Source organism: Arthrobacter sp. ES3-54, from assembly GCF_029504395.1.
In the GTDB taxonomy this organism is placed as follows: Bacteria; Actinomycetota; Actinomycetes; order Actinomycetales; family Micrococcaceae; genus Arthrobacter.
This window is the reverse complement of sequence record NZ_JAQFIF010000007.1, coordinates 179,569-200,208: the sequence shown is the minus strand read 5'-3', so window position 1 is coordinate 200,208 and position 20,640 is coordinate 179,569. Positions and strand designations below refer to the sequence as shown.

Below are 20,640 nucleotides of genomic sequence, written 5' to 3'. Positions count from 1 at the left end.
TCAGGCTCCTTCGGTAGTCGTCTGGGTAGTCGTCTGGGTGGTCGGTGCGGACGGGGTGAGCTGGATGAGCGAACTATTGGCCGCGGCGCTTTCCTCCACGGCGGCCAGGATCCGCTGGACGGTCAAGCCGTCCTCGAACGACGGCGACGGCTGGGTTCCGCTGCCCACCGCCAGGAGGAAGTCGCGGATCTCGTGCGTGAACGTGTGTTCCCAGCCGATGACGTGGCCCTGCGGCCACCATGCCTCAAGATACGGGTGCTCGGGTTCGTTGACGAGGATGCGGCGGAAGCCCTGTTCGCGGACTGGCAGTGTCGCGTCCAGGAAGCCGAGCTCGTTCAGGTCCTCCAGATCGAACAGCAGGGCACCCTTGTCGCCATAGATCTCCAGCTTGAGCGAGTTCTTCTGCCCGGTGGCCACCCGGGAGACCTCCACCGAGGCGACGGCCCCGGAGGCGAGGGTCAGCGTGGCCCAGGCGGCGTCGTCGACCGTCACCTGTTCCGGACCATTGGGGCCGGGCCGGCTGGGCGTGAAGGTGTGCAGCCGGCCGGCGACCTCGGTGACCTGCTCGCCCAGGAGGAACAGCACCTGGTCAATGGCATGGCTGGCGATGTCGCCCAGCGCACCGGACCCGGCGGTGTCCTTGTTCAGCCGCCAGGTCATGGGCGAATCCGGGTCCACGAGCCAGTCCTGCAGGTAGGCCGCGCGGACGTGCCGGATGGCGCCGAGGCGGCCCTCCGCGATCAGCTCCTGGGCCAGCGCCAGGGCCGGGACCCGGCGGTAGTTGAAGCCGATCATCGACTGCACCCCGTTGTCCTGGGCGCTCCGGGCCGCCGCCGCCATGGCCTCGGCCTCGGCCAGGGTGTTGGCCAGCGGCTTTTCGACGAGGACGTGCTTGCCGGCGGCCAGCGCGGCGATGGCGATTTCCGCGTGCATGAACCCCGGCGCGCAGATATCGACGATCTGGATGTCATCGCGGGCAATCACAGCGCGCCAGTCTGTGGCCGACTCGGCCCAGCCGTACTTGGCGGCCGCCTCGGCGACCCCCACAGGGTCGCGTCCGACCAGGACGCGCCGTTCGAAGGCCGGGACGTCGAAGTAGCTGGCAACGTTCCGCCACGCATTCGAGTGGGCCTTGCCCATGAACGCGTACCCGATCATGGCCACGCCCAAAGGGGGAGGGCCGGGGTTGGTTTCTTGGGAGTTCATTGCTGGTTCCTAGAGTGTGGAAGCGGTGGGGTCCCAGTCCTCGGGGAGGGCCGCGGAGGCGGGGGCGGAGCTTTCCACGTCGATGAAGGTGCCTGAGTCGATCGATTCAGAGATCGAGACCATGGTGTCCAGGACGTGGTAGGCGAGATTGCCGGTGGCGCGGTGGGGGACGCCGGCGCGGATGGAGCGTGCCATATCCAGCACGCCCATGCCGCGGCCCTGGCTGGGGCCGGTGGCCGGGATGACGGTCCATTCCTCGTCGCCGGCGCGCCAGAGCCTGACGTCCCCGTCGAAGTAGTTCGGATCCGGCAGCGAGATGGTGGCCTCGGTCCCGGTGATCTCCACGAAACCCATCCGCAGCCGCGGGGACTCGAACGAAAAGACGCTGTGGGAGGACGCGCCGGACTCGAACTGGGCCATGGCGGACACGTGGGTGGGGACCTCGACCGTGAATTCCTCACCGGCCTTGGGCCCGGAGCCGATGATCCGGACCTGTTTGGCCTTGGAACCGGTCGCTGCCACGCGGCGCACGGAGCCGAACGTCTGCACCAGGGCAGTCAGGTAGTAGGGGCCCATGTCGAACAGGGGGCCGGCGCCGTACTGGAACAGGAACGCTGGGTTCGGGTGCCAGGATTCCGGCCCTGGGGTCTGGAACGTGGTCATGGCCGTCAGCGGCGTGCCGATGTCGCCGCGTTCGATCAGCCGCCGCGCGGTCTGCAGCCCGGACCCCAGGAACGTGTCCGGGGCGCAGCCGAGCCGCAGCCCCGCGGCGTCGGCCGTTTTCAGCAGGCCGAGGCCGGATTCGCGGTCCAGCGAGAACGGCTTTTCCGTCCAGACGTGTTTGCCGGCATTGACGGCGGCCGTTGCGACTTCGACGTGGGCCGCCGGGATGGTCAGGTTCACGATGATCTCGACGTCGGGGTGGTTCAGGGCGGCGTCCACGCCGCCGGACTCGGCGATCCCGTATTCCTTGGCGCGCGCCGCGGCGGCGTCCTTGAAGAGGTCGGTGATGACGTGGACCTTGAGGTCGGGGAAGACCGTCAGGTTGTCCAGGTATTGCTTGCTGATGTTGCCGGCGCCAATGACCGCGACGCCCACCGGACCGCGCCCAGTGGCCCGGTTCACCGTTGCCTGATTCGGTGCGGCGCTCATGCGTTCACGCCCTGCGCGCCGGCGGAACCGCTCTGCAGGTAATCGAGGCTCTGGGCGATGCCGTCGAAGATGTCGCCGGAGTAGTCGTCGAATTCCACGACGCCTACTTCGAGGGACTGTGCCGCGTTGATGACGTCCCAGACGGCGATCTTGCCCTGGCCGGCCGGCTGCTGCGCCTTGGTGTCGGTGGTGAGGGGGCCGTCCTTGATGTGGATGAACTTCACCCGGTCGCCGAGGCGCTGCAGCAGTTGGGCCGGGTCCTGGCCGCCGACGGCGGCCCAGTAGGTGTCCACTTCCAGGACGAGTTCCGGGTCGAGGAGCCCAGCGAAGTACTCCAGGGCGGTCTGGCCCTCGATGCTGGACTCCAACTCCCAGGCGTGGTTGTGGTAGCCGACGCGGATGCCGTACCCGGCGCCCTTCTTGGCGGCGGCGTTGAGCTTCGCTGCGGTGGCCTGGATGTCCTCGGCGGATTGCCAGTGCTCGGCCGGGAGGTAGGGATCGATCACCGTGCTGATGCCCAGTTCCTTGGCCGCGGCGAAGATCTCATCCTGGTCCTGGCTCAGCAGCGGGGCGTGGCCGGACGGGGCGGTCAGGCCGTTTTCCTTCAGGGCTGCGTCGAGCTCAGTGGCCGTCGCCACAAAGTTGTAGGGCTCAACCTGGGTGAAGCCGAGCTCGGCGACCTTCTTGATGGTGCCGGGTAGATCTTCCTGCAGGGCGTTGCGGAGGGTGTACAGCTGGATTGAATAAGACACGGGATTCCTTTGCGCGAGTTCGAATTCGAAAGTGTGCGGGATAGCCCTGACGGCCGAAGAGATGTCCATTCCGTTTGATTCTGCGGGAAGAAGGCCCGCACGCCCATGGGCAACGAGAAGATTTCTGTGGAGCGGAGGAACACGATGGCTCTAAAGCTAGAGATACTTTTGTCGAGCGTCAAGCAAAAGTTGGAAACTACGTGTCAATCTTTTTTCGGCATGACATGCAGAAGATCTTCGTGCTATCACTTACTCATGAGTGCGCCCACCGGTACCGAGTCCGCAGCCTCCGAGGCCGGCGGCAGCCTGTCCCGCGCCGGCGACCTCTTCCAGCTCCTGCGCGACGGCAAGGCCCGGACCCGAGCGGAACTGGCCCTGACCACCGGGCTGGCCCGTTCCACTGTCGCTTCCCGCATCGACGCGCTGATGGTTTCGGGGCTTGTTGGCCCCGCCGGGGAGGCGAGCTCCAGCGGCGGCAGGCCGCCGTCGCGCTTTGCCTTCAACCCGGCCGCCCGCGTTGTGCTGGCGGTGGATGTCGGGGCCACGCACGTGATCGTCGCCGTCACGGACCTCATCGGGAATGTGCTCGCCGAGCGCCGGCTGGCGCAGGATGTCGCCGACGGCCCGGTGGCTGTCTTGGACCGCGTGATCGATGAAGGGCTGCGGCTGCTGGGCGAGGCCGGCCGGGGCACCGCGGATCTGGCGGGTGCCGGGATTGGGCTCCCGGGACCCGTGGAACATGCCACCGGCATGCCGGTGAAGCCGCCGATCATGCCCGGCTGGGACGGGTTCGACGTCGTCCGCCACGTCCATCGGTCCCTCCCGGTTCCGGTCCTGGTGGACAATGACGTGAACATCATGGCCCTCGGCGAGCGCACGGCGCACTGGCCCGAGGACGAAAACTTCCTGTTCATCAAGGTGGCCACCGGCATCGGGGCGGGCATCATCAGCAGCGGCCAGCTCCAGCGCGGGGCCAACGGAACGGCCGGCGACCTCGGACACGTCAGGGTTCCGCGCGGCGATGACGTGCGGTGCCGGTGCGGTAACTACGGGTGCCTCGAGGCCCTGGCCTCCGGGCCCGCCGTCGCCAAGGCGCTGACGCAGCAGGGGCTGCCGGCGCACGACGGCGGCGATGTGCTGCGCCTCGTCGCCGAGGGAAACCTGCAGGCCATCCAGGCCCTGCGCCAGGCCGGCAGGGACCTCGGCGACGTCCTCTCCACGGTCGTGAACCTGCTGAACCCCTCGGTGATTGTGATCGGCGGAAGCCTCGGCCAGGCCGGGGAACACCTCATGGCCGGGGTCCGCGAGGTGGTCTACCGGCGCTCGTTGCCTCTGGCCACGACGCACCTGCGGATCGGCCTGTCCCGGGCCGGGGACCAGGCAGCCATCCTCGGCGCCAGCCAGATGGTCACGCAACACGTACTCTCACCCGCCGTCATTGAGGCGACCCTGCAGGCCACGGGCTAGGGGTGTCCCGGGAAGCGGCACCTCCGGAAACGTCACAGACCGCAGGTGCGGCAGGGGCACGTGATAGCAATGAGACTGATGAAATCACATTTCTGCCCGCCCGCCGGGCAAGGGCCCACCCCATGACCGGCCCGGCCCGGGCGCCGCGCGGCTGGCTCCTCATGCTCGCGATCGGGCTCATCGCGCTGAACATGCGCGGCCCGTTGGTGGCCGTGGCCCCGGTGATCGCGCAGTTGGAGGACGATCTCGGCTTCACTCCGGTGGAATTGGGATTCCTAACCGGGATCCCGGTGCTGTGCTTTGCCCTGGCCGCGCCGCTGGCCTCGCTGGCCGGGCGCAAGCTGGGTCCCGAGTTCGCCATCACCATGACCTTGCTCGGCGTGCTCTTCGGCGTCGTGGTCCGCTCGGCCGGCGGGGGCGGCCTGGTCATGCTGGGCACCGTGATCCTCGGCGTCGCCATCACGATCGGCAACATCGTGGTCCCGCTGATCATCCGGCGTGACTTCACCCCCGCCCGGCAAGGCGCGGCGATGGGCACGTACACCGCGGCCCTGAATATCGGCTCGTTCCTGACCTCCATGGTGTCGGCCCCGCTGGCTGAGCTGCTGGGCTGGCGGCCCGCGATTGCCGCGAGCGGCCTCTTCGCGCTGGCGGCCGCCGCCGTCTGGGCGATCGCCGTCGGCCGGCGGGCCTTCATTCCCGCCGCCGTCCCTGCTTCGGACCCGGGGCGGCCAGCCGGCAAGCTCACGTCCCGGTGGATCACGGCAGCCCTGACCCTCGGGTTCGCCGGGCAGGCATTCTCCTACTACGGGGTGACCGCCTGGCTGCCGAGCCTGCTGGCGGACGAGCTCGGAATGGCGCCCGCGGCCGCCGGGGCAGGGTCCTCGCTCTTCCAGATCCTGGCCATTGTGGGCGGACTCGGCGTGCCGCTGGCGGCCCGTTTCGCCAGCACGACGGCGGTGGGCCTCACCCTGGGACTGCTGTGGCTCACGGTACCTTTGGGCCTGCTGCTCGCACCGGAACTGTGGTGGCTGTGGTCGTCCTTCGGTGGTATTGCCCAGGGCGGCGGCATCACGCTGATCTTCCTGGCCATTATCCGGCTGGCGCGGGACCAAGCCTCGGCGGCCCGGATGTCCGCCGTCGTCCAGGGCACGGGGTACTCCTTCGGGGCCGTGGCGCCGACCCTCCTAGGCTACGTCCACGGCGTTACCGGCGCCTGGACCGGACCGCTGCTGATGATTCTGTGCTCCGTGGCCGCGTTCATCTTGGGCACCGCGCTGTCCCTGCGAAAGGTGCCGAAGCCACACTAGGGCTTGTCGCCTGACCTTCGCCCAGTGTTCGGGGCGGGCTGATGGCGTGGCTCGGCTGAGGTGTTGTCGGATGCGCAGTGGGCTCGTGTCGAGCCGCTGATACCCGTTGCTTCGCAGGGGATCGTGTGCCAGCCTCGAAGTGATCCCGTCGCCGGGGCGACGACGGGCGACAGCGAAGGAGCACGGCATGGGACTCATCCATATCGACCTGTTCACCACGCTCGACGGCGTCGCGCAGGCGCCCGGCGGGCCGGACGAGGACGCCGAAAACGGTTTCGCGTTTGGCGGCTGGCAGGCACCTCTCTTCGACGAGGTCGTCGGCGAGCAGATTGACTCCGGGATGGCGGGGATGGACGCGCTGCTGCTGGGGCGCCGGACCTACGACATTTTCGCCGCGTACTGGCCGCACGCGGACGGAGACATCGCGCGGCTGTTCAACCGCCTCCCGAAATACGTGGCCTCGCGCCAGACGCCGACCCTCGAGTGGGCCGACTCCACACTGCTCGGCCCTGATGTCGTCGCCGCAGTGCGCGAACTGCGCGACCGGCACGCGAACATCCACGTCATCGGCAGTCTCGACTTCGTGCAGACCCTGTTCGCCGAGCGGCTCTTCGATCGGCTCACGCTCTGGGTCTATCCGATCCTCCTGGGCGGTGGAAAGAAAGTCTTCGCCGACGGGGTGGTCCCGACGAACCTCACACTCATCGAGCCAGTCGTCACCTCACCGAAGGGTGCGGTAATGCAGCGTTACGCGCTCGCCGACGGCACGCCTGGCGTCGGCGATATGTCTGCCGTCGACCAGGAGAGCTAGGGACGGGTCCCCAACACGGCTAAGGCCCATGTCCGCGAGGAGCATGGGCCTTAGCTGACACCTCGACGCCGTTGTCGAGCTGCAGGGGTGTTCCGTTGCCGGGCTGCCACCCGGATTTCGGGCTGCCTGTTGCGAGGGGCGGGCACCCCAGCAAACGGAATTCTTTGCGGACCCGGTCGCCCGGGCCGTGGAGTCCTACGCCGGGATCAGCGCGGCCTTCCCGCGGCTGGGGTTGGCGCCGTCGCGCGCTTCATGCAGGAAGCGGTCGTAGGCCGGCAGCGTCAGGAACGCCGGGAACTCGCTGGCCAGGGTGACTTCCTCGAAGATGTCCCGCGCGTCGGCGAAACGGTCCCCCTCGAAGCGCTCCAGCTTGGCGAATTCCTCGTCCAGCATGTCCTCCACCCACTCCCGGGTGACCACATCGCCGTGGTCCGTGATGGCCCGGGAGAAGATCCACTGCCACAGCTGCGAGCGGGAGATCTCCGCGGTGGCGGCGTCCTCCATCAGGTTGTGGATGGCCACAGCGCCGTTGCCGCGCAGCCACGACTCGATGTAGCGGATGCCCACTTCAATGTTGTTCCGGATGCCCTGTTCGGTGATGGTTCCGGTGGTTGTAGATATGTCCAGGAGGGCGCGGTCATCCGGCGTGACGTCCTCGCGGAGGCGCTCCAGCTGGTTCGGACGGTCGCCGAGGACGCCGTCGAACACCTCGCGGCAGACGGGCACCAGGTCCGGGTGCGCCACCCATGAGCCGTCGAAGCCGTCGCCGGCCTCACGGGTCTTGTCCGCGCGGACCTTCTCGAAGGCGATCGCGTTGGCATCCTGGTCCTTGCGGTTGGGGACAGCCGCGGCCATGCCGCCGATTGCCATGGCGCCGCGCTTATGGCAGGCCCGGACCAGCTGTTCGGTGTAGGCCCGCATGAAGGGCTGGGTCATGGTGACCTGGCCGCGGTCCGGCAGCACGAACCGGGGCCCGCGGGTGCGGAAGTTCTTGATCAGGGAAAAGATGTAGTCCCAGCGGCCGGCGTTCAGGCCCGCGGCGTGGTCCCGCAGTTCGTAGAGGATCTCCTCCATCTCAAACGCTGCGGTGATGGTCTCGATCAGCACGGTCGCGCGGATGGTGCCCTGCGGGATGCCCAGCAGGTCCTGGGCCAGGATGAAGATGTCGTTCCACAGCCGGGCCTCGAGGTGGCTCTCGATCTTGGGCAGGTAGAAGTACGGCCCCTTGCCCTGGGCGATCAGGCGGCGGGCGTTGTGGAAGAAGTACAGGCCGAAGTCGACGATCCCGCCGGCAACCGGTTCGCCGTCGATGAGCATGTGCTTTTCCGGCAGGTGCCAGCCGCGGGGGCGGACCACAACTGTGGGCAGCTCCCCGGCCGGGCGCAGCTTGTACTTCTTGCCCTCGGGCGTGGTGAAGTCGATCCGGCGCTCCAGCGCGTCCGTCAGGTTCAGCTGGCCCTGGATCACGTTGCGCCAGGACGGGGTGGAGGAGTCCTCCATGTCCGCGAGCCACACCTTGGCGCCGGAGTTCAGCGCATTGATGGTCATCTTCTTGTCCACCGGTCCGGTGATCTCCACGCGGCGGTCCTCCAGGCCCGGAGCCGGGGGAGCCACGCGCCAGTTCGGGTCGTTGCGGACGGCCTCGGTCTCGCGCAGGAACCGCGGGTCCTGGCCTTTGGCGATCTGGTGGCGGCGTTCCTGCCGGGCCTGCAGCAGCTCCTGCCGGCGCCCGGCCGTGGCCCGGTGCAGCTTGGCCACAAAGGCCAAGGCGTCCGGAGTAAGAACCTCGCTCTGCCGGCAAATCGGCTGCGCGGTCAGCGTGATCCCGTTGATGGTGAAGTTGTCAGTGAAGCTGTTCATGGGAGTTGCTCCTTGAAAGTCCGCCGTTGCCCTATCACTTTTGGTCCCCAAAGGCGGTCAATGGGGAACTAAAAGTGATAGGGCAACTGGCAGGGAAGGCTGGGGATTAGTGGAATTGGCCCTCTTCGGTCGATCCGACCAGGGCAAGGGTGGATGCGTTCGGGTTGAGCGCGGTGGCGATGTCGTCGAAGTAGCCGGTGCCGACTTCGCGCTGGTGCTTGGTTGCGGTGTAGCCGCGGGACTCGGAGGCGAATTCCTTCTCCTGCAGCTCGACGTAGGCGCTCATGCCTTCCCGGGCGTAGCCGTGGGCGAGGTCGAACATCGAGTAGTTCAGGGCGTGGAAGCCGGCCAGGGTGATGAACTGGAAGGTGAAGCCCATGGCGCCGAGTTCGCGCTGGAACTTCGCGATCGTGGCGTCGTCGAGGTGCTTGCGCCAGTTGAACGACGGCGAGCAGTTGTAGGAGAGCATCTGGTCCGGGAACTCGGCCTTGACGGACTCGGCGAACTTGCGGGCCAGCTCCAGGTCCGGGGTGCCCGTCTCCATCCAGATGAGGTCGGAGTACGGGGCGTAGGCCTTGGCACGGGCGATGCAGGGTTCTATCCCGTTACGGACCTTGTAGAAGCCTTCCGGGGTGCGGACCGGCTGTCCGCCTTCGCGGAGGATGAATTCCTGGTCACGCTCGTCGACGTCGGAGGTGATCAAGGTTGCCGCCTCCGCGTCGGTGCGGGCGATGATGACCGACGGCGTGCCGGCGACGTCGGCGGCCAGGCGGGCGGCGTTCAGCGTCCGGACGTGCTGCTGGGTGGGGATCAGGACCTTGCCGCCGAGGTGGCCGCACTTCTTTTCCGAGGCGAGCTGGTCTTCCCAGTGCACGCCCGCGGCGCCGGCCTGGATCATCGACTTCATGAGCTCGTAGGCGTTCAGCGGACCGCCGAAGCCGGCCTCGGCGTCGGCCACGATCGGGACCATCCAGTCCTCGACCGTCTGGATGCCCTCGGAGAACTCGATCTGGTCCGCGCGGAGCAGTGCGTTGTTGATGCGCCGGACCACTGTTGGGACCGAGTTGGCGGGGTAGAGCGACTGGTCCGGGTACGTGTGGCCAGAGTTGTTGGCGTCCGCGGCGACCTGCCAGCCGGAGAGGTAGATGGCCCGCAGCCCGGCCTTGACCTGCTGCACGGCCTGGTTGCCGGTCAGGGCGCCCAGGGCGTTGGTGTACTTGCCGGTGCTGTGCTCCTCGGTGAGCTGCTTCCACAGCTTCTCGGAGCCGCGGCGGGCCAGCGTGTGTACTTCGGAGACGCGGCCGCGGAGGCGGACGACGTCGGAAGCCTTGTAGTCCCGAGTGACACCTTCCCAGCGCGGGTTGGCAGCCCACTCGAGCTCCAGTGCGGCGGCCTGCTGTTCGGGCGTCTGCTGGGTGGGCTCAAATGCTGCAGTCATCTTTGTCTCCTTGGTGGGTCCGGGGCCTGCCAGTCTGCGTCTCTGCAGATCCTGGCTGGGTGTTCCCGGATTAGTGAATGTTTCCGCGAGTTCTACTTTTCTGCACTTTGCAAGGGGTTTCTAGACCAAAGCTATGGAAAGAAATGCACTTCTTCGCGTATTCTCAAGAAATGCACTCAACCAGCTGGAACCGCCAAGCTCTTTCGCCGTCCGCGCCTGCAGCGCCGGAAGTGGACGTCATCAGCATGGGCCGGCGCGTCCGCCATTTGCGCAAGGCCGCAGGCCTCACGCTCGACAACCTGAGCGCCGCCGTCGGCACAGCGCCAAGCCAGCTGAGCCTGATTGAAAACGGAAAACGCGAGCCCAAACTTGGCCTGCTCCAGCAGCTCGCAGCGGCGCTCGGGGTGAGCATCGACGAGCTGCTCGGCGCGGAGCCGCCCAACCGGCGTGCGGCCCTGGAGATCGAGCTGGAACGGTACCAGCGCAGCCCCATCTATGAGTCCCTGAACCTGCCCAAGATCCGCATCAGTTCACGGCTTCCGATGGATGTCCTGGAGTCCATGGTGGGGCTGCAGCATGAGCTTGAACGCCGCCTGAACGAACAGGTCGCGACGCCGGAGGAGGCCCGCCGCGCGAACGGTGAACTGCGTGCGATGATGCGCGAGCGGAACAACTATTTCCCTGAGTACGAGGCAGAGGCGCAGAAGGTCCTGGCCTCGGTTGGACACACGAGCGGTCCGCTGTCCCACCATGTCATCTCCGACATTGCAGCTCACCTCGGATTCAGCCTCCACCATGTGGGGGATCTCCCCCATTCCACGCGTTCGGTGACCGACCTTAAGAACCGCCGAATTTATCTCACGCAGAACGCCCGCAGCGATCACGACCCCCGTTCGGTGCTGCTGCAGGCGCTGGGCCACTACGTCCTGGGCCATCAGACCCCCAACAACTACGGCGATTTCCTGATGCAGCGCGTGGCCACAAACTACTTCGCCGCCGCGCTCCTGCTGCCCGAGCAGGCCACGGTCGCATTCCTGCAGGAGGCCAAGCAGGCCAAGGAAATCGCGGTGGAGGACATCAGGGACGCCTTCGCCGTGTCCTACGAGACCGCCGCGCACCGCTTCACCAACCTGGCCACGCAGCACCTGGGCATCCGCACCCACTTCCAGAAGACGCACAAGAGCGGCATCATCTACAAGGCCTACGAAAACGACGGCGTGACGTTCCCCCAGGACCACACGGGCGCCATCGAGGGCCAGTTCTCGTGCCGGAACTGGACCTCCCGGGTGGTGTTCGACGTCCCGGACAAGTTCAGCGCGTACAACCAGTACACCGACACCCCGGCCGGGACGTACTGGTGCACGGCCCGGACGGAACGCTCCGCGAACGGGGAGTTCTCGCTCTCCGTGGGTGTCCCGTATGCGCATGTGAAGTGGTTCCGCGGCCGCGATACCACAGAGCGGTCCAAGTCCACCTGCCCGGACGAAAGCTGCTGCCGCCGCCCGCCGGCGTCGCTGACCGCCGAGTGGGCCGGCAACGCCTGGCCCTCGGCCAGGGCCCACTCCCACCTGCTGGCGGCCATGCCGCCGGGCGCCTTCCCCGGCGTGGACGAGACCGAGGTCTACACCTTCCTGCAGGCGCATTCGGGGAGCTGAGCCGTCCGGCGCACAGCCGGTCGGCCGCCGGTCGCTGTGTCGAAATCGCTGAGCACGGACTCGGCTCGCAACCGAGGACAAGCTAGCTCTGGAGGCGGCTACACGCGGTACCGAATAGAGCGAGCGCCTTAGCTGTGAGAGCTGGCGACTCTTGAATGTCCTGAAAATGGAGCTGGCGAGCTGCAAAGCCCATCGTGAGTCCCCAGAAATCGTTGGGACCACGTGACCTATCGACAACCGCGGGCCAAAGGGCGCTTAGCCAGGGTTCAAAGTCTGGAGGGCAATCCGAAACAAGTTGGGATAGGTCGGGCAGAGCTGAGTCCATGGAACTACTGGAAAGGCTCTCATCCTGAGGCCATTGAATTCCCGTAAATGGAGAATCTGGATGGAAGAGCGAGCTCCATAGCAGGGTGATTGGATCAATTAGCGCCGACATTATTCCCTCGGAATCTAGATCGATAACGAAAGGGTTTGCGCCAACTACAAGGATGTTACCAGCGTGGAGGTCGCCATGCTGCACCGATCGATTTATCGAAACTCGGATAGTGCGTCTTGGAGGGCGAACATTGAATTTGACCGAAATTTCCAAGAGCTTTTCCCACGAGATAAATGGCTTTGTAAGATCCTCGAGCGATACGACATCATCGGTCTTCGCAGTTTCCAAGTTCCGGAGGACATTTTCCGCCAGTTCAGCCGCCCTTTTCACGTCAGTGGAGAACATTTCGAATAGTGGTCGAGGATTGCTTCCTGCCAACTGATAAATTGTAGCGCCCCTCCCATAGCTGAGCCCAGTCACGCGACGAATCGGCCCGACTATTCCTGCGCTGCTATTTGTGGCTTGCTGCAGCTCGGAGTAGCGGTTATTGCGTTTTGATGACTTCGCGATGACTTCAATGGTGGATCTATTGGTTCTTGTTATTCTGCACAGCCAAACAGACGCGCTAGTCAGACCCCCTGACATCGGTCTGACCTCGATTGTTGCCCCGTCAAAGTCGTGGCAGATCCGCCGAAGCAGTCTCCGATCCTGTTGGCTAATTTCAGCATCAGAGCGAAAGATCAGTTCGATATCATCGATGGCATGGATGCTTTCGGCTATCTTTTTTACGCGTTCCTCAAACTCCGGCACTTCAGACTTCTTGAAGTAGTAAACGGAATCCAGTTCGCTGGATGACCCAGTTGAAATCTTTGGACGATCGATGATGGACGATATGAGGTGGTTGTGTTCAGAATGTCCAGTGAGGTGCACGATCGGCGCGTCAGGAAACGAAGCTAGCATTCTGTCGAATATGACTGCACCGATCTCATGCTTCGGTTCGGAACTTGAGTTCAGGGGGAGTTGGCGGTCAAGAATAATCAAATCCACCGTATCCGTGGGTGAACTCCTTCTCTCCCATTCATCAAACGCTGCCAATGATCCCAAAGTTATCGAATCGAAGCCTTGTTCGTCCAGGGTTGCTTCTAAAGTCCTCGCAAAAGTTTCGCTGTCTTCAACGATGATTGCCTTAAGTAGTGACATCCTCTGTTTTCCCCCAAATAGTGAAATGAACAATACCGCCAATGCCGCTGATGGACCAGCCATAGCCCAGCCGTTTGGCTACAAGATCAATTGTGCGCATCCCTAGTCCACGTGACGATCCCTTGCTAGATGCGCCTACGATAAGGACGTCTTCCTGGGCAAGGGTCGTTCCATCGAATGGATTTGACACTTTGATCCAGAAATCGCTTGGCCCTAATTCGTATGATAATCGAATTTTTGATTGCGATTCGCTTAAACTCCGGGCCTCAAAGGCATTCCTAAGCGCATTTACGAGAGCTAGATCGAGGAGCCCAGGGTTCGTTGTTAGGAGGTTTTTTCCGTCATTATCTGCGATTCTATCGAAGTCGACGTCGCTGGCGAGGCCTTGCCTTTCGATCAACTTCTCCATGAATTCGTCTAGCGAAATCGTTTTCGTGGCTGATGGTCTATTAATATTTAGAAGCAGGACCACCGAATCAATAGTTTCACGGAGTATCTCTATTTGCGCGTTTGTCTCACTCTTCTTGAAGTTCTCGATGTCGCGGGTGGCGGCCCGGCGGAGTAGGCCTATTGCCGGTTCAGTTTCGTGGCGAATTATGGAGCCCGCATTGCCCAGCAACTCCTCCAGGGTCCGCATGCTTTCTGTGTCGGAGAGGGTGTCAGTGACAGCTGATTCTGTCGGCGCTGAGGAATTGGCGGGACGCTTTTTCATGAGAAGCCGTAGCCGGTCCCGGACCATGGGGACTGTTTCCTTTTCCAAGGCCGTCACTAGTACATCGATAGGAAGTTGCTCCTCGCTGGAAAGGAGTGCCTGCGCTGCAGTTCCCCGCTCGCTGGCGAGGGGACTCTCAAGGCTTGTCCTCAGTTGACTTAGGTTGCGGTCGTCATTCATCGGTATTTCCATAGAACTTGGCGCGCAGCTCGAAAGCGTCTGCTCCGCCCTCCAGTATCGACGTGATTGTCGTCTTGACGGGTCGTGCGTCGACCCTGCCGCTGAGGTTCACTCTGCCGGATCGTCCGTCGCTCTTGAGATGTATCACCTGAGCGGCATCTCCCAATACCGGAATGTTCGGGTTGTGTGTGGCAATAATCGACTGTGCGCCGCCGGCGGTCCGGCGTTTGAGACCTGTCACGATGTTGCTGACTAGGAATTCGTTGTCGAGGTGGTCTTCAGGTTGGTCGAGAATCAGGGTGCGACTTTCATCACTTATTAGTATTGGTAGAGTTACAGCGCATTTCTGCCCTGTGGAAAGTTCCTGCACCAATCTGTCCTCCCCACCTTGTCGCAGGATAAAGTCAACTGAGTCGGCCAGCTGAATCTGCGCAAGGTCAGCAAGTGAATCGGCGGAATCGAACGCCGCCAAGAACCGAGTGGCGCGGTCCTTTGGAATCCCGAGGACCGTTGCGAGATCATCGCTATTCTGGTGTTCGGCAATTCGAAGTAGCTCACGGGGGAGTAGTTTTTGGGTAGCGCGATCCACCAAGGGCCTGTATTGGATGCCGCTGCCCTTCAACGCCCGTTCCAATGATCTCCAGTAATCGCTCGTATCAGATTGATGGGAAACGGATATTGTGACGTCGTCCCCTGCGACAACTGAAATCGAAGCTGCTATGTCGGCCCTATGCAGGAATCTTTCGTGCTGCGATTTCTCGAGTTGATCGAGGCTAGCCTCTCTCCGCTTCCGTAGCGCTGTCGACTCGGCTTCCAGGGCTGCTATTTGTGCTGTTGTGGAGTCCAAATCCTCCAGTTGGGTTCGGATGCCGCGTAATTTAGACGTGACCTCTCCGAGACCAACGGCGGACGCATCGAGGTCCGCACGGATTGGGGCGACAATCGCGAGTAGGGCGGCCTGCTCTGACTTGAGTGATTCCAAGGCATTTGTGAGGGTAATGAGGGCATGCTCAAGCTCACCTATAAGCTGCTTGGCTGACGTTCTACTGCGGTGGGCAGTCTCAGTGATGATGGCCGCGAACTCATCTGGGAGATTTGCAGTCTTGAGGGAAGCTGACGCCTCTGACAACTTGCCAGCCAGAAGGAGCAGATCCTTGACCTGGTTCATTGACTCTGTACCTCTGGACACTGACGAACTGATTTGGGTCAGCCTGCCGTCGTGCTGGGCGACAGTTTTTCGATTGTCGGCTAGGGACTCAGTGGCCTTTGCCGTGAGCCGCGACTCCTCAGCCTCCGCAGACGCAAGGTCGAGCTTCAATTGCTCCCTGCCGAAGGTCTTATCCCGCAGATCACCAGCTTGTTGCCGCAACAGGAACAAGCGCTGCGTGGTCTCGGCCACGTCGCTGGGATAATCGGTCTCCTGCGAAATTAGCGAAGCCCTTAGATCAAGGAGCTGGCGTCGTTCATCTGAAGAGCTGGCGACCGCTTCTAGCTCGTTCTGGCCCAGCGCCAGTGCTGACGTTGCGAACTCTCGTACACGTCCTTCACCCAGGCCGTTGACTGTTATTAGACGAAGACCAGATGGGGTTTCAATATCAAGGGTGACTTCCCCAGAACCTAGAATCGCTGCCACATCGTGGTCTTCTTGTGTGCGGTCTTCGGCTGCTGATTCGACACCCAAGGCAAAACGGATAAGGCGCAGTAACGTGCTCTTCCCGGTACCCCTGGCTCCAACTACGACATTGAGACCTCGATCAAATTCAACGTCGAGGTCCTTGAGGTAGCCGCCAGAAACGCGGATACGACGTATCCAAGTCGTCACTGATTCTCCGATCACACTTTGGTATTTCCGAGACAGGGCATATCCGCATCCCGTGTGGCTGCTGAACCCAGTTTTGAGAGGAACGCAACGGCTTCGATCCTAGCTGTAGGGAAAGCCCACGCGCCTGATTCACGCCACGGCCAGTGACGGGCATGTCTATCCCGCCAGATTGATGTCGAGTGCTTGCCTGAGAGCGACTCGGGTCCTCTTAGCGGGGTCTCCAGGGATGTCACGCCGGTGTTAGCGTCCTTGCGGCACAGCGGTGCGGACTATATTGGCCTGTGTCAGCTCATCGATCCAACTCGCGGGAGCGTGCACCCATGGCCAAGGAACTTGCCACCCAGCTCATCGAACAACTCCAAGCTGCCGGCGTGCAGCGGATTTACGGGATCGTGGGGGACAGCCTCAACCCGATCGTCGACGCCGTTCGCCAGACCGGCGGCTCGCAGCAGGGCGGCATTGACTGGATCCATGTCCGGCATGAGGAGGCGGCCGCGTTCGCCGCGGCGGCGGAAGCCCAGCTGACCGGCCAGCTCGCGGTGTGCGCTGGCTCCTGCGGGCCCGGCAACCTGCACCTGATCAACGGACTGTACGATGCCAACCGCTCCGGGGCTCCGGTGTTGGCCATCGCCTCGCACATTCCGAGCAAGCAGATCGGCAGCAGCTTCTTCCAGGAGACCCATCCGGACCGGCTCTTCAACGAATGCTCGGTCTACTCCGAGCTGGTCAGCACCGCGGAGCAGGCGCCCCGGGTCATGCACAGCGCCATCCAGCACGCCGTCGGGCTCCGGGGCGTCGCCGTCGTGACGCTTCCCGGTGACATCGCCGGCCTGGAGGCGACAGCTCCGACGCCGGCCCCTGCGGCGTTCCGGCCTGCGACGCTGACGCCGGACCCCGCCAGCGTGCGGGAACTGGCGGACGCCGTTAACGCCGCCGAGAAGGTCGCGATCTTTGCGGGAGCCGGCGTGCAGGGCGCGCACGACGAGGTGATTGCCCTCGCCGAACTGCTCGCGGCGCCGATCGGCCACAGCCTCCGGGGCAAGGACTTCATGCAGTACGACAATCCCTACGACATCGGCATGACGGGACTGCTGGGCTACGGCGCCGCGGCCGAGGGCATCGAGGATGCGGACCTGCTGATCCTGCTGGGCACCGACTTCCCGTACGACCAGTTCCTCCCCGGAACCCGGACGGCGCAGGTGGACCGGGCCGCGCACAAACTGGGGAGGCGGACCGACGTCGACGTTGCCGTGCACGGGGACGTGCTGCCCACCCTGGCCGCGCTGATGCCACGGTTGCAGCCAAAAAAGAGCCGCCGCTTCCTCAACCAGATGCTCAAGAAGCATGACCGGCTCATGAACAAGGCCGTGGGGGCGTACACCCGGAACGTCGGGAAGAAGCAGCCGATCCACCCGGAATACGCGGCCTCGCTGCTGGACCAGGTGGCGGCCGAGGACGCGATCTTCACGGCTGACACCGGCATGTGCAACGTCTGGACCGCCCGGTACATCAACCCGCTGGGCACCCGCCGGCTGATCGGGTCCTACCTGCACGGGTCCATGGCCAACGCGCTGCCGCACGCGATCGGCGCCCAGCTGGCCTACCCCGGCCGGCAAGTGGTCTCGGTCTCCGGCGACGGCGGCCTGTCCATGCTGCTGGGCGAGCTCATCACGGTCGCCGCGCACCGGCTGCCGGTGAACGTGGTGGTCTTCAACAACTCCACCCTGGGCATGGTGAAACTCGAAATGCTGGTGGACGGGCTCCCCGACTTCGGCGTCGACGTCCCGGACGCCAACTACGCCGACGTTGCCCGGGCCCTGGGCTTCCACGCCGTCCGCGTCACGGACCCGACCCGCATCGAGGCCGCGTACCGGGAAGCTTTCGCCCACCCCGGGCCGTCGCTCGTGGAGCTCATCACGGACCCCAAGGCACTGTCCCTCCCGCCCAAGATCAAGGGCGCGCAGGTCCTGGGCTTCGCCACGGCCATGTCCAAGGTGGTCCTCAACCGGGGCGCCGGCGAGGCCGTCAGCATGGCTCGGAGCAACCTGCGGAACATCCCGCGGCGCTGAGGCGGCCTCCGAGTTCGCCGGAAAGTCCCCAGTTCGCCGGAAAGTCTCCAGCTCGCCGGAAAGTCCCCAGTTCGCTGGAAACTTCCGGCGAACCGGAGCGGTTCCGGCGAACTCGGCGGACGGCGCACCGGATGGGAACCACCGGAACGGCGCCCGCGACCAAAACGACGGCAAACCGTGACCGTACAGGCATCGTTCTGCCAGGTTCCGGCTGGTTGACTGTGGAGGGGCGGATTCCCGCCAATAATTCGGGCGCACCTGTCGGAGGGCAACAATGAAGACGTTGAAGGTGGCCAGAATTGCTGCGGCGGGAGCCGTTGCGGCCCTCACCGCATGTTCGGCCCCCGCCCCCATGCTCTTGAAGGCCGACGGCGTGGAACGGGCTTCGGTGGATCGCGCCGTGTACGCTGCCGAACTGCAGGCATTCCGGGCATCCGCCCTGACGTTGGGAGTCGCCCTCCTGGCTGACGGCGGTGAAGGGTCTGATGGGAACGTGGTGTCGTCCCCCGGCAGCCTGCTGATAGCGCTCGCTATGCTGCGGGCAGGGGCCTCCGGGGAGACCGCCGTCGAAATGGACAAGGTGCTGGGGCTCCCGGGCGCCAACCGGGACGAGTCCATGAACGCCGTGCTCGGGTCCCTGACGGCGTACGACGGCGATCCCGGCTCGGTGGACGAAAAGGATCCGCCCCGGAAGCCGGTCATGCATGCGGCCAATGGCTTGTTTGTGGACAAGGATGTATCCACCGGAAAGAACTACCTGGAAACACTTGCCAGGCACTATGGCACCGGCGTGTATCCCGTTGCCTTCCGGGATGAGGCCGCCACGAGGCCTGCCTGGATGCCTGGGTCGACAAGAACACGGGCGGCCGGATCAAGAAGGCTCCGGCGAAATACGATCCGGACAACACCTTCAGCCTGCTCAATGCTGTGTACTTCGCTGCCGCCTGGAGTGCGCCGTTTGATTCGGACAACACCTCAGACCTGCCCTTCACCAAGGCCGGTGGCGAGGAAATCAGCGTGCCGACGATGCACAAGGAGCTGGAGCTGGCCTACGCGGAGGGTGTCGGCTGGCGGGCGGTGGAGCTGCCGTACGCAGAAGGATTTGTCATGCGGCTGGTGCTGCCCGGTCCAGGCGTTGGGCCGGAGACCCTCTCGGCCGCCAAGCTGGCGGAGATTGCGGCGGCCCTGGACACGGCCCCGGAGGTCTCCGCACTGATCTCCCTGCCCAAGTGGGACCATAAGAGCAGCTTCGACCTTCGGAAAGTATTCGAGTCGCTGGGCCTGGCCAAGACCTTGGTCACCAACGAAGACTTCGACGCCATCCAGGACAGACTCACCATCACCCAGGCCGGGCAGGCTGCCAACATCACCGTTGCGGAGAAGGGAACGGTGGCCGCGGCCGTGACGCAGATTGACGGTGCCGTGACCGGTGCGCCGCCCCTCCCGGACGAGACCATCGAGTTCGACCGGCCGTTCCTCTACGAGATCGTGCACGTCGAGACCGGGTTGCCTCTATTCATGGGGAAGGTCGCGGACCCGCGCTAACGTGTGGCCAAGTGGGTTCCAAATCGCCGGAAGCTCGCCAGTTCGCCGCAAACCTCCGGCGAACTGGAGAGGCTCCGGCGAACTCGGCGGCTTAGCGCCTCTGCCCCGAGTTAGCGCGGGCCGCCCTGCCACAAGGCATCGAACGGGGCGCCCGAGGCCACCCGGTTCCGGATTCCTGCGGTCACAAACGCCTTTGCCGTCCGGGCGGCCGCCAGCGGCGTCGCACCCTTGGCGAGCTCGGCCGTCACCGCGGCGGCCAGCGAGCACCCGGCGCCCGAGACCGCCACTTCGCCCACCTTCGGGGCGGACAGGACTTCCAGGGTTTCGCCGTCGTAATAGACGTCGACGGCGTCGGGGCCTTCCAGCCGCACGCCGCCCTTGGCGAGCACCGCGGCGCCGCTGAGCTCATGGATGCGGACCGCGGCGGCCTTGAGGGACTCGACGTCGGTGATTTCCAGCCCGGACAGCGACTCGGCCTCGAAGTGGTTCGGCGTGACGAAGGTGGCCAGCGGCAGGATGTGGGACTTGAGCGCCTGGTCGGTGTCCAGGGCGTGGCCCGGCTCCTGGCCCTTGCAGATCAGCACCGGATCCAGCACCACGTTGGCGAACTGCCCGGCTGCCAGCGCCGCGGCCACGGTCGAAATCGTCGCGGGGCTGCCCAGCATGCCGATCTTGACGGTGTCCAGCACGCCCGGTGCGCCGGACGCGGCGCCGTACGCCGCCGTCGTCGCCTCCAACTGGTCCGCGATGACCTGCTGGTCCACCGGCACGAAGCGGTGGTTCCAGTTGTCCTTGGGATCGAAGGACACGATGCAGGTCAGGTTCGCGATCCCGAAGACGCCGAGTTCCTGGAAAGTCTTCAGGTCAGCCTGTGCGCCGGCGCCGCCGGTCGCTTCGGAGCCTGCGATGGTCAGCGCGACGGCGGGGGAGGAGGCGGCGTCGGAGGCGGTATCGGCAACTGCCAGGGCGGCGGAATCGAATGCGGTAGAAGTCATGGTCCCATCCTGCCATCCCGCCAAAACCACCCGCATTGTGCTCGTGAACAAGCAATCCATGAACAGTATGAACAAAACCTTAGTGTTCCGGATCACGCGGACTAAGGTGGCGGACGGGGTTGCCTCCTGGCGGCGCCGGATCCAGGAAGG

The 20,640-nt window shown here is 64.4% G+C and carries 15 protein-coding genes and 1 pseudogene; 7 read left to right on the top strand and 9 right to left on the bottom strand.

Annotation, left to right across the window (positions count from 1 at the left end):
- From M2428_RS14430 to M2428_RS14420, 3 genes are read right to left on the bottom strand one after another with little or no spacing between them, the layout of a single operon-like run.
- Positions 1–1,206, bottom strand: coding sequence for a Gfo/Idh/MocA family oxidoreductase (locus M2428_RS14430; protein ID WP_277526637.1), 1,206 nt, complete (start codon positions 1,204–1,206; stop codon positions 1–3).
- Positions 1,207–1,215: 9 nt separating this feature from the next.
- Positions 1,216–2,358, bottom strand: coding sequence for a Gfo/Idh/MocA family oxidoreductase (locus tag M2428_RS14425; RefSeq protein ID WP_277526636.1), 1,143 nt, complete (start codon positions 2,356–2,358; stop codon positions 1,216–1,218).
- Positions 2,355–3,110 carry a sugar phosphate isomerase/epimerase gene (locus M2428_RS14420; protein ID WP_277526635.1) on the bottom strand — a complete coding sequence of 252 codons (756 nt, stop codon included), beginning with the start codon at positions 3,108–3,110 and terminating at the stop codon, positions 2,355–2,357. The genes M2428_RS14425 and M2428_RS14420 overlap by 4 nt, the downstream gene beginning before the upstream one ends.
- A 255-nt stretch (positions 3,111–3,365) precedes the next feature.
- Here M2428_RS14420 and M2428_RS14415 point away from each other — a divergent pair, with 255 nt between their 5' ends.
- The 3 genes from M2428_RS14415 (at position 3,366) to M2428_RS14405 (ending at position 6,698) form a co-directional block, all read left to right on the top strand.
- Positions 3,366–4,577 (top strand): ROK family transcriptional regulator, encoded by a 1,212-nt coding sequence (locus tag M2428_RS14415; RefSeq protein WP_277526634.1) that lies wholly within the window; start codon positions 3,366–3,368, stop codon positions 4,575–4,577.
- Between the two features lie 122 nt (positions 4,578–4,699).
- Positions 4,700–5,887, top strand: coding sequence for an MFS transporter (locus tag M2428_RS14410; RefSeq protein ID WP_277526633.1), 1,188 nt, complete (start codon positions 4,700–4,702; stop codon positions 5,885–5,887).
- Positions 5,888–6,074: 187 nt separating this feature from the next.
- Positions 6,075–6,698, top strand: a complete 624-nt coding sequence (locus M2428_RS14405) for a dihydrofolate reductase family protein (protein WP_277526631.1) — start codon at positions 6,075–6,077, stop codon at positions 6,696–6,698.
- Between the two features lie 195 nt (positions 6,699–6,893).
- On the opposite strand, the gene aceB is transcribed toward M2428_RS14405, so the two are convergent.
- Together aceB and aceA are read right to left on the bottom strand one after the other, a co-directional pair.
- A complete protein-coding gene (gene aceB, locus M2428_RS14400) occupies positions 6,894–8,558 on the bottom strand; it encodes a malate synthase A (RefSeq protein WP_277526630.1) in 1,665 nt (554 codons plus the stop codon).
- 106 nt (positions 8,559–8,664) lie between these two features.
- Positions 8,665–9,996, bottom strand: coding sequence for an isocitrate lyase (gene aceA / locus M2428_RS14395; protein ID WP_277526629.1), 1,332 nt, complete (start codon positions 9,994–9,996; stop codon positions 8,665–8,667).
- Between the two features lie 143 nt (positions 9,997–10,139).
- On the opposite strand from aceA, the gene M2428_RS14390 reads away from it, so the two are divergent.
- Complete coding sequence (locus M2428_RS14390; RefSeq protein ID WP_277526628.1) at positions 10,140–11,651, top strand: helix-turn-helix transcriptional regulator; 1,512 nt, start codon at positions 10,140–10,142, stop codon at positions 11,649–11,651.
- An 82-nt stretch (positions 11,652–11,733) separates the two neighbouring features.
- On the opposite strand, the gene M2428_RS14385 is transcribed toward M2428_RS14390, so the two are convergent.
- From M2428_RS14385 to M2428_RS14375, 3 genes are read right to left on the bottom strand one after another with little or no spacing between them, the layout of a single operon-like run.
- The gene (locus M2428_RS14385) at positions 11,734–13,167 is read right to left on the bottom strand and encodes a phosphotransferase (RefSeq protein ID WP_277526627.1); all 1,434 of its coding nucleotides are present in this window, start codon (positions 13,165–13,167) and stop codon (positions 11,734–11,736) included.
- A complete protein-coding gene (locus tag M2428_RS14380; protein ID WP_277526626.1) occupies positions 13,154–14,059 on the bottom strand; it encodes a GHKL domain-containing protein in 906 nt (301 codons plus the stop codon). Before M2428_RS14380 ends, M2428_RS14385 begins: the two co-directional genes overlap by 14 nt.
- On the bottom strand, positions 14,052–15,896 hold the full coding sequence (locus M2428_RS14375; RefSeq protein ID WP_277526625.1) for an AAA family ATPase: 1,845 nt from the start codon (positions 15,894–15,896) through the stop codon (positions 14,052–14,054). The genes M2428_RS14380 and M2428_RS14375 overlap by 8 nt, the downstream gene beginning before the upstream one ends.
- Positions 15,897–16,201: 305 nt before the next feature.
- Between M2428_RS14375 and M2428_RS14370 the strand changes: the two genes are divergently transcribed.
- The 3 genes and pseudogenes from M2428_RS14370 (at position 16,202) to M2428_RS22265 (ending at position 19,495) form a co-directional block, all read left to right on the top strand.
- Positions 16,202–17,950: a pyruvate dehydrogenase gene (locus M2428_RS14370; protein ID WP_277526624.1), complete on the top strand. Its 1,749-nt coding sequence runs from the start codon at positions 16,202–16,204 to the stop codon at positions 17,948–17,950.
- Positions 17,951–18,224: 274 nt separating this feature from the next.
- A pseudogene (locus M2428_RS22270) lies at positions 18,225–18,716 on the top strand (serpin family protein); the annotation flags it as partial.
- 68 nt (positions 18,717–18,784) lie between these two features.
- Complete coding sequence (locus M2428_RS22265) at positions 18,785–19,495, top strand: serpin family protein (protein WP_346780752.1); 711 nt, start codon at positions 18,785–18,787, stop codon at positions 19,493–19,495.
- Between the two features lie 110 nt (positions 19,496–19,605).
- Here M2428_RS22265 and M2428_RS14360 read toward each other — a convergent pair whose 3' ends face one another.
- Entirely contained in the window at positions 19,606–20,490 is an 885-nt protein-coding gene (locus tag M2428_RS14360; protein WP_277526623.1) for a hydroxymethylpyrimidine/phosphomethylpyrimidine kinase, read from the bottom strand.
- Positions 20,491–20,640 lie beyond the last annotated feature (150 nt).